This window comes from Actibacterium mucosum KCTC 23349 (assembly GCF_000647975.1).
In the GTDB taxonomy this organism is placed as follows: domain Bacteria; phylum Pseudomonadota; class Alphaproteobacteria; order Rhodobacterales; family Rhodobacteraceae; genus Actibacterium; species Actibacterium mucosum.
On sequence record NZ_JFKE01000002.1, the window covers coordinates 241,030 to 254,233 of the forward strand.

At 59.7% G+C, this 13,204-nt stretch carries 14 protein-coding genes; 9 read left to right on the forward strand and 5 right to left on the reverse strand.

The window, feature by feature from the left end:
• Positions 1-28 precede the first annotated feature (28 nt).
• On the reverse strand, positions 29-847 hold the full coding sequence (locus ACMU_RS04475) for a LysR family transcriptional regulator (RefSeq protein WP_035256609.1): 819 nt from the start codon (positions 845-847) through the stop codon (positions 29-31).
• 78 nt (positions 848-925) lie between these two features.
• On the opposite strand from ACMU_RS04475, the gene ACMU_RS19200 reads away from it, so the two are divergent.
• The 6 genes from ACMU_RS19200 to ACMU_RS04500 are packed head-to-tail and all read left to right on the forward strand — an operon-like array spanning position 926 to position 5,984.
• A complete protein-coding gene (locus ACMU_RS19200; protein ID WP_152544507.1) occupies positions 926-1,141 on the forward strand; it encodes a hypothetical protein in 216 nt (71 codons plus the stop codon).
• A gap of 21 nt (positions 1,142-1,162) precedes the next feature.
• Entirely contained in the window at positions 1,163-2,494 is a 1,332-nt protein-coding gene (gene proS, locus ACMU_RS04480; RefSeq protein ID WP_035256612.1) for a proline--tRNA ligase, read from the forward strand.
• Complete coding sequence (locus ACMU_RS04485) at positions 2,494-3,450, forward strand: serine hydrolase domain-containing protein (RefSeq protein ID WP_035256614.1); 957 nt, start codon at positions 2,494-2,496, stop codon at positions 3,448-3,450. The genes proS and ACMU_RS04485 overlap by 1 nt, the downstream gene beginning before the upstream one ends.
• A gap of 27 nt (positions 3,451-3,477) precedes the next feature.
• A complete protein-coding gene (locus tag ACMU_RS04490) occupies positions 3,478-3,969 on the forward strand; it encodes a DUF2937 family protein (protein WP_035256616.1) in 492 nt (163 codons plus the stop codon).
• A 52-nt stretch (positions 3,970-4,021) separates the two neighbouring features.
• The gene (locus tag ACMU_RS04495; protein ID WP_035256619.1) at positions 4,022-5,308 is read left to right on the forward strand and encodes a lipoprotein-releasing ABC transporter permease subunit; all 1,287 of its coding nucleotides are present in this window, start codon (positions 4,022-4,024) and stop codon (positions 5,306-5,308) included.
• Entirely contained in the window at positions 5,301-5,984 is a 684-nt protein-coding gene (locus ACMU_RS04500; protein ID WP_035256621.1) for an ABC transporter ATP-binding protein, read from the forward strand. Before ACMU_RS04495 ends, ACMU_RS04500 begins: the two co-directional genes overlap by 8 nt.
• 68 nt (positions 5,985-6,052) lie before the next feature.
• Here ACMU_RS04500 and ACMU_RS04505 read toward each other — a convergent pair whose 3' ends face one another.
• Positions 6,053-6,496, reverse strand: a complete 444-nt coding sequence (locus ACMU_RS04505) for a DMT family transporter (protein ID WP_035256622.1) — start codon at positions 6,494-6,496, stop codon at positions 6,053-6,055.
• Positions 6,497-6,629: 133 nt separating this feature from the next.
• Between ACMU_RS04505 and ACMU_RS04510 the strand changes: the two genes are divergently transcribed.
• Complete coding sequence (locus ACMU_RS04510) at positions 6,630-7,088, forward strand: DUF302 domain-containing protein (protein WP_035257483.1); 459 nt, start codon at positions 6,630-6,632, stop codon at positions 7,086-7,088.
• Position 7,089: 1 nt separating this feature from the next.
• Here ACMU_RS04510 and ACMU_RS18630 read toward each other — a convergent pair whose 3' ends face one another.
• Both ACMU_RS18630 and parE read right to left on the reverse strand, forming a co-directional pair.
• Positions 7,090-8,262 (reverse strand): tetratricopeptide repeat protein, encoded by a 1,173-nt coding sequence (locus ACMU_RS18630; protein ID WP_051587965.1) that lies wholly within the window; start codon positions 8,260-8,262, stop codon positions 7,090-7,092.
• Between the two features lie 45 nt (positions 8,263-8,307).
• Complete coding sequence (gene parE, locus ACMU_RS04520) at positions 8,308-10,272, reverse strand: DNA topoisomerase IV subunit B (RefSeq protein ID WP_035256625.1); 1,965 nt, start codon at positions 10,270-10,272, stop codon at positions 8,308-8,310.
• Positions 10,273-10,432: 160 nt separating this feature from the next.
• On the opposite strand from parE, the gene ppk2 reads away from it, so the two are divergent.
• Together ppk2 and ACMU_RS04530 are read left to right on the forward strand one after the other, a co-directional pair.
• A complete protein-coding gene (gene ppk2, locus ACMU_RS04525) occupies positions 10,433-11,356 on the forward strand; it encodes a polyphosphate kinase 2 (RefSeq protein WP_035256627.1) in 924 nt (307 codons plus the stop codon).
• Between the two features lie 75 nt (positions 11,357-11,431).
• Positions 11,432-12,778, forward strand: a complete 1,347-nt coding sequence (locus tag ACMU_RS04530) for an MATE family efflux transporter (RefSeq protein ID WP_035256629.1) — start codon at positions 11,432-11,434, stop codon at positions 12,776-12,778.
• Here ACMU_RS04530 and ACMU_RS04535 read toward each other — a convergent pair.
• The gene (locus ACMU_RS04535) at positions 12,775-13,191 is read right to left on the reverse strand and encodes a hypothetical protein (protein ID WP_035256630.1); all 417 of its coding nucleotides are present in this window, start codon (positions 13,189-13,191) and stop codon (positions 12,775-12,777) included. The two genes, ACMU_RS04530 and ACMU_RS04535, sit on opposite strands and share 4 nt — an antisense overlap.
• Positions 13,192-13,204: the final 13 nt, after the last annotated feature.

Here is a 13,204-nt window from a genome sequence, read left to right on the forward strand (position 1 = left end):
CCCTACTTTGACCATTGGCGCATAAGTTTCAAGCGCCTCGCGCCAGTGTTGCAATAGCGCGCAGCGCGGTTCGGGTTGGGGGATCGTGCCGACCGTCATGGTGGCTGACCAACCATTCGCGGTGAGACAGATCCGCGATCGGGTCGCTGACCTGCTGTAGGCCGGGGATCAGACCGGCGGCGAAGGTGGGCAACACGACGCGGCCCAGCCCTTGCTGTGCCAGTTGCGCGGCGAGGCGAGGATCGTCGGCATGCAGCGCGGCGGGGCCGTCTTGCGCGCGAATCCATCGCGCCGACGGGGTGGGGTGGGCGATATTGCCCGATGTGATCCACCCCCCGCAGGCGGCGTCGCGGGCAAAGGCGGCGTAATGGATATGGCGCAGTGGTTGCGCGGCCAGCCATGGCTGGGTCGGCTTGTCATTGCGAATGCCGATATCCACTTCGCGGCGGGCGATGTCCAGCCGGGCCTCCGAAGGCACAAAGACCGGCGCCCAGTTGAGATCGGGCCGCCAGACCTGCCCGATACGGGTGGCCATCCAAAGCGACGTCCAGGTTCCGCCCGAAATGCGCACGGGGGCCGGGCGTGCCTCTGCCAGTGTCCAGTCTTCCACCTGCTGACCGCTTTGCCGCAAGGCGCGGGCCAGAGGCAATAGGGCGCGCCCCTCGGCGGACAGGGCATACCCGTGTCGCCCGCGCAGGAACAGCCGCTTGCCCAGATCCCGCTCCAGGCGCGTCATACGCCGGCTGACCGTGGCTTGCGAGGTGCCACTGACCTGCGCCGCGCCTGCCAGCCCGCCATGGCTGGCAACGTCGAGAAACAGGGCGATGTCATCCAGGCTGGCTTTCATTTTTGCAAACCTACTTGTGCAAGTGGTGGCGGCGCGGCCACGTGTTTGAGCGTAAACTTAGGCTACAGGAGAAGCGTCATGATGCCAATATTTACAGGAAAAATTCGAGCCGAGCAGCCGTTCACGTCCTATCGCGCCGAACAAGAAACATTTACGAAAATGGAAGAAGAAAGGCGGCGAAAGGCGCGCCAAGCGCGCAAGCGTGGGATCGTGGCCGCATTTCACCATGTGCACAGCCGCTGGCGGCGCTTGCTATTGCACATCACATCGGCGAAAAGGCAAAAAAGCCACTGAATACTTGCAAAAGAGACGCCAATGCGCCTGAGCCGCTATTTCCTGCCCGTTCTGAAAGAAACGCCCGCCGAGGCGCAGATTGTCAGCCATCGTCTGATGCTGCGCGCGGGCATGATCCGGCAATCGTCGGCGGGGATCTATTCGTGGCTGCCGCTGGGCTATAAAGTGCTGCAAAAGCTGGAACAGATCGTGCATGAGGAACAGCAGCGTGCCGGCCACATCCCGCTGTTGATGCCGACGCTGCAATCGGCCGATCTGTGGCGCGAAAGCGGGCGGTATGACGATTACGGCGAAGAGATGCTGCGTATCACCGACCGGCACGGGCGCGACATGTTGTATGGCCCCACCAACGAAGAGCTGATCACCGATATCTTCCGGTCCTATGTGAACAGCTACAAGGACCTGCCGCTGACGCTGTATCACATCCAGTGGAAGTTCCGCGATGAACGCCGGCCGCGGTTCGGCGTGATGCGCGGGCGCGAGTTCCTGATGAAGGACGGCTACAACTTCGACCTCACGAAAGAAGCCGCGCTGCACGCCTATAACCGCCATCTGGTGACCTATTTGCGCACGTTTGAACGGATGGGCCTGCAAGCCATCCCGATGCGCGCTGACAGTGGACCCATCGGCGGCGACGACACGCATGAGTTCCTGGTACTGGCCGAAACGGGCGAGTCCGAGGTGTTTTATGACAGCGCGGTCACCGACCTGAGCTTTGGCGACCGGGCGATCGACTATGACGATGTGGTGCAATGCCAGTCGATCATGGAAGAGTTCACCACCAAATACGCCCGCACCGATGAAACCCATGACGAAGCGCTGTTTAACGAGATACCCGAGGATCGCCGCCGCAGCGCGCGCGGGATCGAGGTGGGCCAGATCTTCTATTTCGGCACCAAGTATTCCGAGGCGATGGGCGCCACCGTGGTCAACGACCAGCAGGAGCAGGTGCCGGTGCATATGGGCAGCCACGGGATCGGCGTCAGCCGCCTGATCGGCGCGATCATCGAGGCCAGCCATGACGACAACGGCATCATCTGGCCCGAAGGCGTGACGCCGTTCCATTGCGGCATCGTGAACCTGCGCCAGGGCGACGAAGCGGCCGATGCGGCCTGCGAGGCGCTGTATGAACAGCTGACCAATGCCGGTCTGGATCCGCTTTACGACGACCGCAACGAACGCGCCGGCGGCAAGTTTGCAACGATGGACCTGATCGGGCTGCCCTGGCGCATCACCGTTGGCCCGCGGGGGCTGAAAAACGGGGTTGTGGAACTGACCAGCCGCAAAACCGGCGAAAGCGTCGAGATGGCGCCCGAAGCCGCCGTGGCGCGGATCATCGAGATTTACACCTAATGGCAAAGCGGGCGCTGTGGCGAGGTGCGTTCCGTCTTGCCTTGGCTATGGTGATCGGGGCCGGGGCCGCTGTGGCGGATACGGCCAAGGTAGGTGTCTTCTTCGATAGCTGGTTGGACAGCGTTGGAAACCCACCTTCGGTTGGTGTTCTTATGCGCGGTGACAAGGTTGTTAAGCGCTATGCACGCGGATTCGCCGCCGATCAACCGGTCGAGCTGCAAAGTACTTCCAAATCCATCACCGCCGCCTGCATTAAATCGCTCGTCGATGAAAGCCGCCTGACCTTTGATGCAACGCTTCAAGACCTGCTGGGACAGGGCGGTGACATCACGATCGCGCAGCTGTTGACCCATTCAAGTGGCCTGACGCCGGACGAAACCCAGAGACCTATGGGGAGGTGGCGATTTGACCCGCGCCCCCGCTGGGGCAAGGCAACGAAGCGCGCTTTGGAACGCAAGAAGCTTGGGCCGAAAACTTTTGCCTATAACAACGAGAATTACGCCATCCTTGGCGTGGTAATCGGAGCTGTGGCTGGTGAAGCCTATGACAGTTTTTGCGCCCGTCGGGTGCTCAAACCGCTGGGTATCGCGTCGGGCGAATTGTCACCAGTTTCAGGCGCGTTTGGGCCGTGGGGCGGCTGGCGCATGTCCGCTGAAGATTATGCCCGGTTCCATCGTTCCACCCATGTGCGTTCGGATGCAGGCAACTTGCCGCGGGCAGATATGGGCGGCGGGGCGTTTTACGGCATGGGTATGATTGGACGTGCGAGCGGCAACGGTTTTAATCATTGGCATTTTGGATCGTTGTGTTTTGGCGACGGCAGAGGCAACGGCGGCAGCTATACTGTCAGTTGGGGCAAAACGTGGTCGTTCTTTGCCGCCTACGAGGCTTGTATAGACGGGAATGCCATGGGCGCGCTTGATCGCAGCCTGATCCAAGCGCTATTCTCGAATTGAGGCAGATCTAAACGATCGGAGGCGGGCATGATCCTTAGAATGCTGACCATGGTGGGTGGGTTGTCAGGGGCAGTGGGCCTGTCGCAGTTCCCTGAATTCTCGCAGCAATATCTGCAGCGGCTGTCGGGCGCGGTGGACGAATTGCGGATCGTGGCTACGGGGTTTGATATCTCGGCCAAGGCGGCGGGGCTGACCCGCGACGAGGCGCTGGCGCAGATGCAGCGCGGCACCGAGTTTCAGACCACCTTGCGGGACAACCTGGTAAACAGTCTGGTTCGCTTTGACCGGCTGAGCGCCGACTATGACACCTTGTCGGGTAAAACTGCGCTGCAACGGTTGTCGCAGCCCTGGCGATTTGCCGATGTGGACCTCGCGCGGCGTACATGGGACGATTACAAGCCGGCGGTGCCGGTGACGACCGATGGGCTGATCTGTGCCGGGATCGGGTTTTTGGCGGGGTGGGGGCTTATCAGTGCCTTGGCGGCCCTTCTTCGCCGACCGTTCCGCCGTCGCGCTTGACCTGCGGGGCGATCGGCCCCAGTTTGCCGCGTGAACCATAAAAGGAGCCGTCATGGCCGGGCAGACCCCTCCGTTTTCACGGTATGAATGGATGATCGCGTGGCGTTACCTGCGCGCCCGCAGGGCCGAAGGCGGGGTCAGCGTGATGACCTGGATCAGCCTGATCGGCATCATGTTGGCGGTTGCCGCCCTGATCATCACGTTGGCGGTGCGGGCCGGGTTTCGGGCCGAGTTCGTCGACACGATCCTGGGCGTGAACGCGCATGTCACCGTGTATTCCACCGTTTATGTCACCGAAACCGGCCAAACCACCCGCGTGATTACCGAATATCAGGACATGGCGGCGCGTATTGCCGATGTTGAGGGTGTTTTGCGCGCAGCGCCTTTGATCAAAGGGCAGGTCATGGCCAATCTGCGCAGCCAGAACGCCGGGGTCGAGGTGTACGGCATTGCGGCCGAAGACCTGAAAACAATTCCCGGCGTTGTGCGTGAAGAAACGGCCAAAGGGGATATCGAGCGGTTTGACGAAGGGATCGCCATCGGTTCAGGCATCGCACGAACGCTGGGCGTGGACGTCGGTGACAAGATCAAGTTGATCTCGCCGAACGGTGTTCAGACCCCTCTGGGCCGCAGCCCACGCGTGAAAGCCTATGAGGTGGTCTATGTCTTCTCGGCGGGGCGCTACGACGTGGACAAGACCCGCGTCTACATGCCCTTTGCCGAGGCGCAAATCTATTTCAACCGCGAGGGGGTTGCCGACGAGATCGAAGTGATCGTCGAAGATCCCGATCAGATTGAAGGTTACAGCCTTGACCTGTTGAAAGCGGGCGGCGAACGCACGCTTTTGTGGACGTGGCGCGACAGTGCCAGTTCGTTCCTGCGGGCGCTGGACGTGGAAGACACGGTGATGTTCGTGCTGATGTCGGTGTTGGTGTTGATCGCCTCGATGAACATCATCTCGGGCCTTGTGATGCTGGTGAAGAACAAGGGGCGCGACATTGGGATTTTGCGCACGATGGGGCTGAGCGAGGGTTCGGTTCTGCGGGTCTTCTTTTTGTGCGGTGCGCTGGTGGGGCTGGTGGGTACAGCTTTGGGGGTAATCTTGGGTTGCCTGTTTGCGGCCTATTTCGACGCGATCCTGGCCTTTGTGAACGGTGCCTCGGGGGGCGGGGTCTGGGATGCGTCGATCCGCGGGATCTATAAGCTGCCGGCGAAACTGCAATTGGTCGATGTGTTATCAGCGGTGGGATTGTCGTTGTTTTTGTCCTTTGTCATCACGATTTTTCCAGCCCGGCGCGCGGCGCGGATGAACCCGGTGGAGGCGTTGCGCTATGAGTGATCTGGTGTTGGAGCTTGCCGGCGTTGAAAAGGCCTATAACCGCGGGAAACCCAACGAGCTGGTGGTGCTGCGTGGCGCTGATCTGCAGGTTGCACCGGGTGAGATTGTTGCCCTTGTGGCGCCGTCCGGGGCGGGTAAGTCCACCTTGCTGCATATTGCAGGGTTGCTGGATGGCGCGGATGCGGGGCGCGTCGCCATTGCGGGCCAGGATGCCGCGGGCCTTGGTGACCGACGGCGCACGGCCATACGGCGGCAGAACGTGGGATTTGTCTATCAGTTCCACCATTTGCTGCCCGAGTTCACAGCATTGGAGAATATCGTGTTGCCACAGTTGGCGAACGGTGTTTCAGCGGCGGCGGCACGGGCGCGGGCGGAGGATTTGTTGAACCGGGTTGGTGTGGCTGAACGTGCCGGGCATCGGCCAGCGGCCTTGTCGGGGGGCGAGCAGCAGCGGGTGGCGTTTTGCCGGGCGCTGGCCAACGCGCCGCAACTGTTGTTGGCAGATGAGCCGACCGGAAATCTGGACCCCGATACCGCGGATCGGGTGTTCGCGGCGTTGGTGAACCTGGTGCAAGAGACCGGGCTGTCGGCAGTAATCGCCACACATAACCTGGAACTTGCGGCGCGGATGACACGCATGGTGCGGTTGGAGGGTGGTCGCCTTATCGCGGGCTGAGCGCCGCCTTTGGGCGCGTCCCACCCGCCCGCCCCCGACGCGCCCAAAGGCGGCTGGGCCTGTGGGGCTTAGGCCATTTGGGTGATGGCGACACCAAGGGCCATGACGCCGATACCGGCGGCACGGGCCAGCGACAGGGGGCTGATCTGCGCGCCGAAGAGGCCGAAATGGTCAATCGCGGCGGCCGAGATCAGCTGGCCCAGCAGCACAAAGAACACCGCGTTGCCGACGCCGAATTTTGGCGCGATCCAGGTGATGGTCAGCACGTAGAACGCGATCAGGCATCCGGCCAGCAGCAGGTGGCGGGGGGCGGTTGTCACCTGGCTCAACGCGCCGGGCCCGGCGACAAGAACCACCGCCGTTGCGGTCAGGAAGGCCACGACAAACAGCACCACGGCGGCCGCGACCGGCGAGCCCATATGCTGACCCAGCCTTGCGTTCAGCGCGGCGAGGATCGGGATGCCGATACCTGCGGCCAGCATGACTGAGGCATAAAACGGTGCGGTGTTCATTCGGTGCCCTCCCACGGTTGTTGGCAGCCTGTCTCAGGTGGGGGCAGGGGGCAAGCCCCGTCTCGCGGCTTTGTGACCTGGGTCTTTGGACCACGGTGCTAGGGTGGCCGCACTGAAGCGTCAGGAGGACCCTATGCGCGCCTTATTGTTGATGATTGCCCTTGCCATGCCGGCCCATGCCCAATCGGTGGACCCGCGCGAGGGGTGGGTGGTGATGGACAGCGACAAACCTTATGCGCAGCTGGTCAAGGACGTGCGCGCGGCGGCCAAGGCCAATGGCATGGGTGTGGTCACGCAGGCCGGGCCCACGGGTGCCGCGAAGTCGCGCGGGATCACCATTCCGGGCAACCGGGTGATCGGGATTTTCAACAACGTCTACGCGGTGCGCATTCTTGGGCTGAGCACGGCGGCGATGATCGAGGCGCCGATCCGGATTTACGTGACCGAAGAGCCGGATGGCTCGGGGTTTCTGAGCTATAAGACGCCCAGCTATGTGTTTGCGCCCTATATGGATGAGGGCGGGGCGGATTTGGCGGCCGCGGCGGGTGAGTTGGATGGGGTGTTTGAGGCGATCCTGCAAATGGCATACTAAGTCAGGCTGCGCCTTCAATTGCCAGATACTCTTTCGCCAAGACTGCAAATCTACTTTCCATGTCTTCAGTAAGCTCAAGAAACCTCTGCGCGTATTGTACTGCTTCTTCAGTATTCCCCAGTTCACGTTCGATGAGATACGCATTGTAGGTATAGCTGTCATCGTCCGGTGAAAGTCGTACTGCCTCAAGGGCGTATTGCAACGCATCCAAAAAATCATTATTTGAAAATGACAATTGTTGGAGACGATTAAAAATATTCGACAAAACTGATACGTTCCCGGCGCCTGAACCCTGATAGTGCGACAGAAGGTCTCTGAAAACTTCAAGCCCTGGTTCCAATTGTGACGTATTCGTAAAATAGTCGCGTAGCCCTGCCAGAATAACCAAAACGCTCGATTCTGAAGCAGACTCCGCAAGCTCCATAAATTGTGAAACAAGCTCGTCCTTTGCGTCGGAGTCACCAACCTCTGCAAGACTCGCAAGGGCAGATAAATACTGTTCTTTTCCAAGAAACTCCTTTACGCGCGGCAATACAGACCTAGCACCTTCAATATCGCCAGATTCCAATGCTGTAATAAATGCATGGGCGGGCGGCATCTTTAGCAGCTCAATATCTTTTACTCTTTGACTTCGTGGCGCACCGACCTGATGATCCGGCCGTGCAATTTTTTGAAGCCCACCCTTTAGTAGAGTGTGAACTTTTTCAACTTCCACGAGAATTGTGGATAAAGTAGCGTTCTTCGAGCTTCCAAGTATCTGGCCGGTTGCGGTCAACTCGTCAATGAACGAGCAAATATAATTTATGGTCTCAATTGTACTCTTTGCGTTGGACAAATCATAAAAAATAATTCTGTTTCCCGCCAAATCGAACGGCACGTTTTCGCCCTTGCGCGCAAGCAGAATAATTGGTCGGCCCGTTTCATGTCGACGCCCGACTTCATAGAATACGTTGGGATTTTGCATTGTCAGATCCGCAATGCAAAGTTCTGAGTTCTGAATTAGTTCAACGATTTCCTCAGTAATCTGACTGGACTTCGAAATCTTGTCTGCGCGGATTGGTTCAAATTTGTACCCGCGTAAGGCGGGCACCATGAGCAAATTAAAAAAGTCATCTCCCACCTGTCTGCTTGGAGAATCTTCTGCCCCAATAGGGCTGATAATAAAACACCTCATTGAATCACCTGTACGCCAAATGTTGAAAATCGCAGAATATGGGCTTTATAAGTCCAGCTCTGCAACAAATCTAGCGTTTTCCTGGATGTATTGAAACCGCATTTCCGGCTTTTTACCCATAAGGCGCTCCACCAGGTCTGCGGTTTCGCCGGGTTCATCCTCGTCGATGGTCACCCGGATCAGTTTGCGGGTTTCTGGGTCCATCGTGGTTTCTTTCAGATCCTTGGCGTTCATCTCGCCCAGACCTTTGAAGCGCGAGACCTCGATCTTGCCGGACCCGCCCAGGCCCTTTTCCAGCCAGGCGTCGCGTTCGGCCTCGTTCAGGCAATAGACGCGCTTGGCGCCTTGTTTCAGACAGAACAGCGGCGGGCAGGCGAGGTAGAGGTGGCCGTGGTCGATCAGCGGGCGCATCTGGGTGAAGAAAAACGTCATCAGCAGGCTGGCGATATGGGCGCCGTCGACATCGGCGTCGGTCATGATGATGACCTTGTCATAGCGCAGATCGTCGATGTTGAACTTGGTGCCCATGCCGACACCCAGCGCCTGACACAGGTCGTTGATCTCGGCGTTTGAGCCCAGTTTCGAGCTGGCCGCGCCCAGCACGTTCAGGATCTTGCCGCGCAGGGGCAGCATCGCCTGTGTCTCGCGCGAGCGGGCGCCTTTGCCCGAGCCGCCGGCGCTGTCGCCCTCGACCAGGAACAGCTCGGTCCCGTCGCGTTGCTGGCGGGTGCAGTCGACCAGCTTGCCGGGCAGGCGCAGCCGTTTGGTAGCGGATTTTCGGGCGGTCTCTTTCTCTTGCTTGCGGCGCAGGCGTTCCTCGGCCCGCAGCACAAGGAAATCGAGGATCGCACCGGCGGATTTTGTGTCGGCCGCCAGCCAGTTGTCAAAATGGTCGCGGACCGAGTTTTCCACCATCTTGGCGGCGGCCTCGGTCGAAAGGCGGTCTTTGGTCTGGCCGACAAAGGACGGATCGGCGATGAAGCAGCTGACCAGCGCGCAACCGCCCGTCATCAGGTCGTCGCGGGTGATCTGGGCGGCTTTCTTGTTGCCCGACAGCTCGCCATAAGCCTTGATACCTTTCAGGATCGCGGCCCAGAAACCGGTGACATGGGTGCCGCCTTCCGGGGTGGGCACGGTGTTGCAATAGGACTGGATGAACCCGTCGCGAGACGGGGTCCAGTTGATGGCCCACTCCACATAGCCGGGTTCGCCGAACTTCTCTTTGAACTCGACCTTTCCACCAAATGGCACCTCGGCATAGGTGGTGGCCTTGCCCAAAACCTCGCCTAGATAGTCCTTCAGACCGCCGGGAAAGTGGAACACGGCCTCGGTTGGGGTTTCGCCATCTTCGATGGCAGATTTCCAGCGGATTTCGACGCCCGAATACAGATAGGCCTTGGACCGGGCCAGCGTGAACAGGCGCTTGGGTTTGAACCGGTGGTGGCCAAAGATCTGGTCGTCGGCGTGGAAGGTCACGGTGGTGCCGCGCCGGTTGGGTGCCGATCCAACCTTTTCCACCCCGCCCAGCGGCAGACCGCGCGAAAAGCGTTGTTCGAACAGCTCTTTGTTCTTGGCGACTTGCACCACCAGCGAATCCGACAGCGCGTTCACGACCGACGAGCCGACGCCGTGCAGGCCGCCCGAGGTTTGATAGGCCTTGCCCGAGAACTTGCCGCCCGCGTGCAAGGTGCACAAGATCACCTCCAGCGCGGACTTGTCGGGGAATTTGGGATGTGGGTCGATGGGGATGCCACGGCCATTGTCGCGGACGGTGACCGAGAAATCTTCGTGCAACTCGATCTCGATCCGGTTGGCGTGACCAGCCACGGCCTCGTCCATCGAGTTATCGAGGATCTCGGCCACCATGTGGTGCAGCGCGCGTTCATCCGTGCCGCCGATATACATGCCCGGGCGCTGGCGCACAGGCTCCAGCCCTTCAAGAACCTCGATCGAGGCGGCGTTGTAGTCAGAAGGGTCTTCGCCCTGCGAAAGGAGGTCGGGTGCGGACATGGGTGCTCGATATTGTGGTTGCTTGCACCTATTAGAGCATCCCTTGCGGTGAAGGGGCAATGGCAATTCGGCGCAGAGTTTTTGTAACAGCTTTTTGACACGCATCAAGGCGCGGCGAATTCATTCGCGATAGCAGTGGTCACAACAGCAAGGAGCAACCATGGAAAACGGAGCCATCACCCAACCCCGCCGCGCCAACGGTCAACAGATCAGCGCCGACAAGGTCGCGCATGCCTTTGAAACCGGGCAATACCCTTATGACACCAAGCTGTCGCGCCGCAGCTATGAACGTCAAAAGGCCGCACTTCAGGCCGAGCTTTTGAAAGTGCAGCTTTGGGCACAGGAAAGCGGGCAGAAATTTGTTCTGTTATTTGAAGGGCGCGATGCAGCGGGCAAGGGCGGCACCATCAAGCGGTTCACCGAGCATCTGAATCCGCGCTCGGCCCGCGTGGTGGCATTGAACAAGCCTACGGTGGAAGAGAAAGGACAGTGGTTCTTTCAACGATACATCACCGAGCTGCCAACCACCGGCGAGATGGTGTTCTATGACCGCTCCTGGTACAACCGCGCCGGGGTTGAGAGGGTTATGGGGTTTTGTTCACCCAATGAATACCTTGAGTTCATGCGTCAGACCCCACTGATGGAACAGATGTTGGTGCGGTCAGGCATTCGCCTGTACAAATACTGGTTCTCGGTCACTCAGGAGGAGCAGCGCCTGCGGTTCAAGTCGCGCGAGACCGACCCGCTGAAACGTTGGAAACTGTCGCCCATCGACAAAGCCTCTTTGAACAAATGGGAAGACTACACCGAGGCCAAGGAGGCGATGTTCTTTTACACCGACACCGCCGATGCGCCCTGGACGATCATAAAGTCCAACGACAAGAAACGCGCACGGCTGGAATGTATGCGGCATTTCCTGTCTTCGCTTGATTATCCGGGCAAGGATACCAAGATCGCCCGCGCCCCTGACCCGCTGATCGTGGGGCAGGCCAGCCACGTGATCCACCGGGCCGACCACATCCTTGGAACGTCGCTGCATCCCGACCACCGCGTGAAACGTCCGGGGCAATCTGACACTGCATAGGGGCGTCACAATTCCAATCGTAACCAGACAATTCTGCCGCTTGTCCTGAACCCGCGCCGGGCATAAGGGTGGGGGATGACCACACCCATGTCTCATATGCAGCACCTGCGGGCGCTTTTGACGCTTGGCCTGCCGATGATTGGCAGCCAGGTGGCGCAGTTTGCCATCGTGATGACCGACACGGTAATGCTGGGATGGTACGATCTGGACGCGCTTGGTGCGCAGGTTCTGGGCGGTGGGGTGTTCTTTATCCTGTTCATCCTGGGCGCCGGGTTTGCCTTTGCAGTGATGCCCATGGTGGCGCGGGCTGAATCTGCTGGTGACCGTCCACAGGTGCGCCGGATCACGCGCATGGGCATGTGGGTTTCGGTGATTTACGGATTGGTGACGATACCACCGCTTTTCTGGGCAGAGGCGGTTTTGATCACGCTTGGCCAAGACCCCGAGCTTGCGGCGATCGCACAGGAATACACCCGCCTGATGGGACTGTCGATCTTTCCGGCGCTTGTGGCGCTCGTCTTGCGGAATTACCTGGCCGGGCTGGAACGTACACAAGTGGTCTTGGCCATCACCCTGCTGTCCGTTCTGTTGAATGCGGTGGTGAACTACGCGTTGATCTTTGGCAATTGGGGGGCGCCCGAGCTCGGCATCCGGGGCGCTGCCCTGGCGTCGGTTGCGGTCCATGTGCTGACCTTGCTCTTGACGGCGGGTTATGTCGCGCGCGCCTTGCCCGAACACGCGATGTTCGAGAGGTTGTGGCGGCGTGACGCAGATGCGATGGCACAGGTATTTCGCCTGGGTTGGCCCATTGGGCTGACGAACCTGGCCGAGGTGGGCCTGTTCAATGCCTCGCAGATTATGTTGGGCTGGTTGGGTAAACTGCCGCTGGCGGCGCATGGGATCGCGCTGAATATCTCGGCTTTGGCCTTTATGTTTCATCTGGGCTTATCGGGGGCCGCGACGGTGCGGGCAGGGCGTGCGCTGGGTCGAAATGATCCTGTCGGATTGCGCCACGGTGCGCAGGTCGCCATTTGCGTGTCATTGGCGTTTACCGCGCTGACAATCTTTGTTTTCCTCACCTTCGGTGATGTGCTTGTTGGCTCATTCATAGCCCCCGACGATCCACAGCGTGACGCGGTTATCGCATTGGGTGCGGTGTTCCTTGCCGCTGCGGCTGTGTTCCAGTTGGCGGATGCGTGCCAGGCCATGGCGCTTGGCCTGCTGCGCGGTATTCAGGACACACGGGTGCCCATGGTCATCGCCGCGATCAGTTATTGGGCCATCGGCGCGCCTGTCAGCTATCTGCTTGGCTTTCCGCTGGGTTGGGAAGGTGTTGGCGTCTGGATCGGCCTCGCCGTCGGTCTCGGAGTGGCAGCGGTGCTGTTGATGCACCGGTTCTGGACGCGTGGTGTCAGGATCTAGCCTTTGTCGCGAGACGCTTTCATCAGGCGGTCAGATTTCTTGCGCACCAGAACCGATCGCAAGTCGTGCATCGCCAACAGCAACGCATCCGTGACTTCTTCCAGTTGATCTTCGCTGGCACGGGATTGCGCCCATTGCGCAGTCAGGTTCAGGTGATCCACTGCACGCAGGATGTCATCAACATCCCGCTCGGCCAAAAGCGCCTGACGCGCTTCCATCCATTCCGTGATCTCGGCCAGATCGTCTTCGGACAAGACCCTGTCGCCATGGGCTTTGATCTCGCCGTTCTTGACGTTAACGACGGCAATCTGGTCCATGTCGATCCGCCGATGCCTGTTCTCGGTGTCAATCCGGAACACAACGGCCCCGTTCTCGCGAACCCGGTAAAAGTACTCTGGAAGATCGCCGGCCATGCCCTTGCCTTGG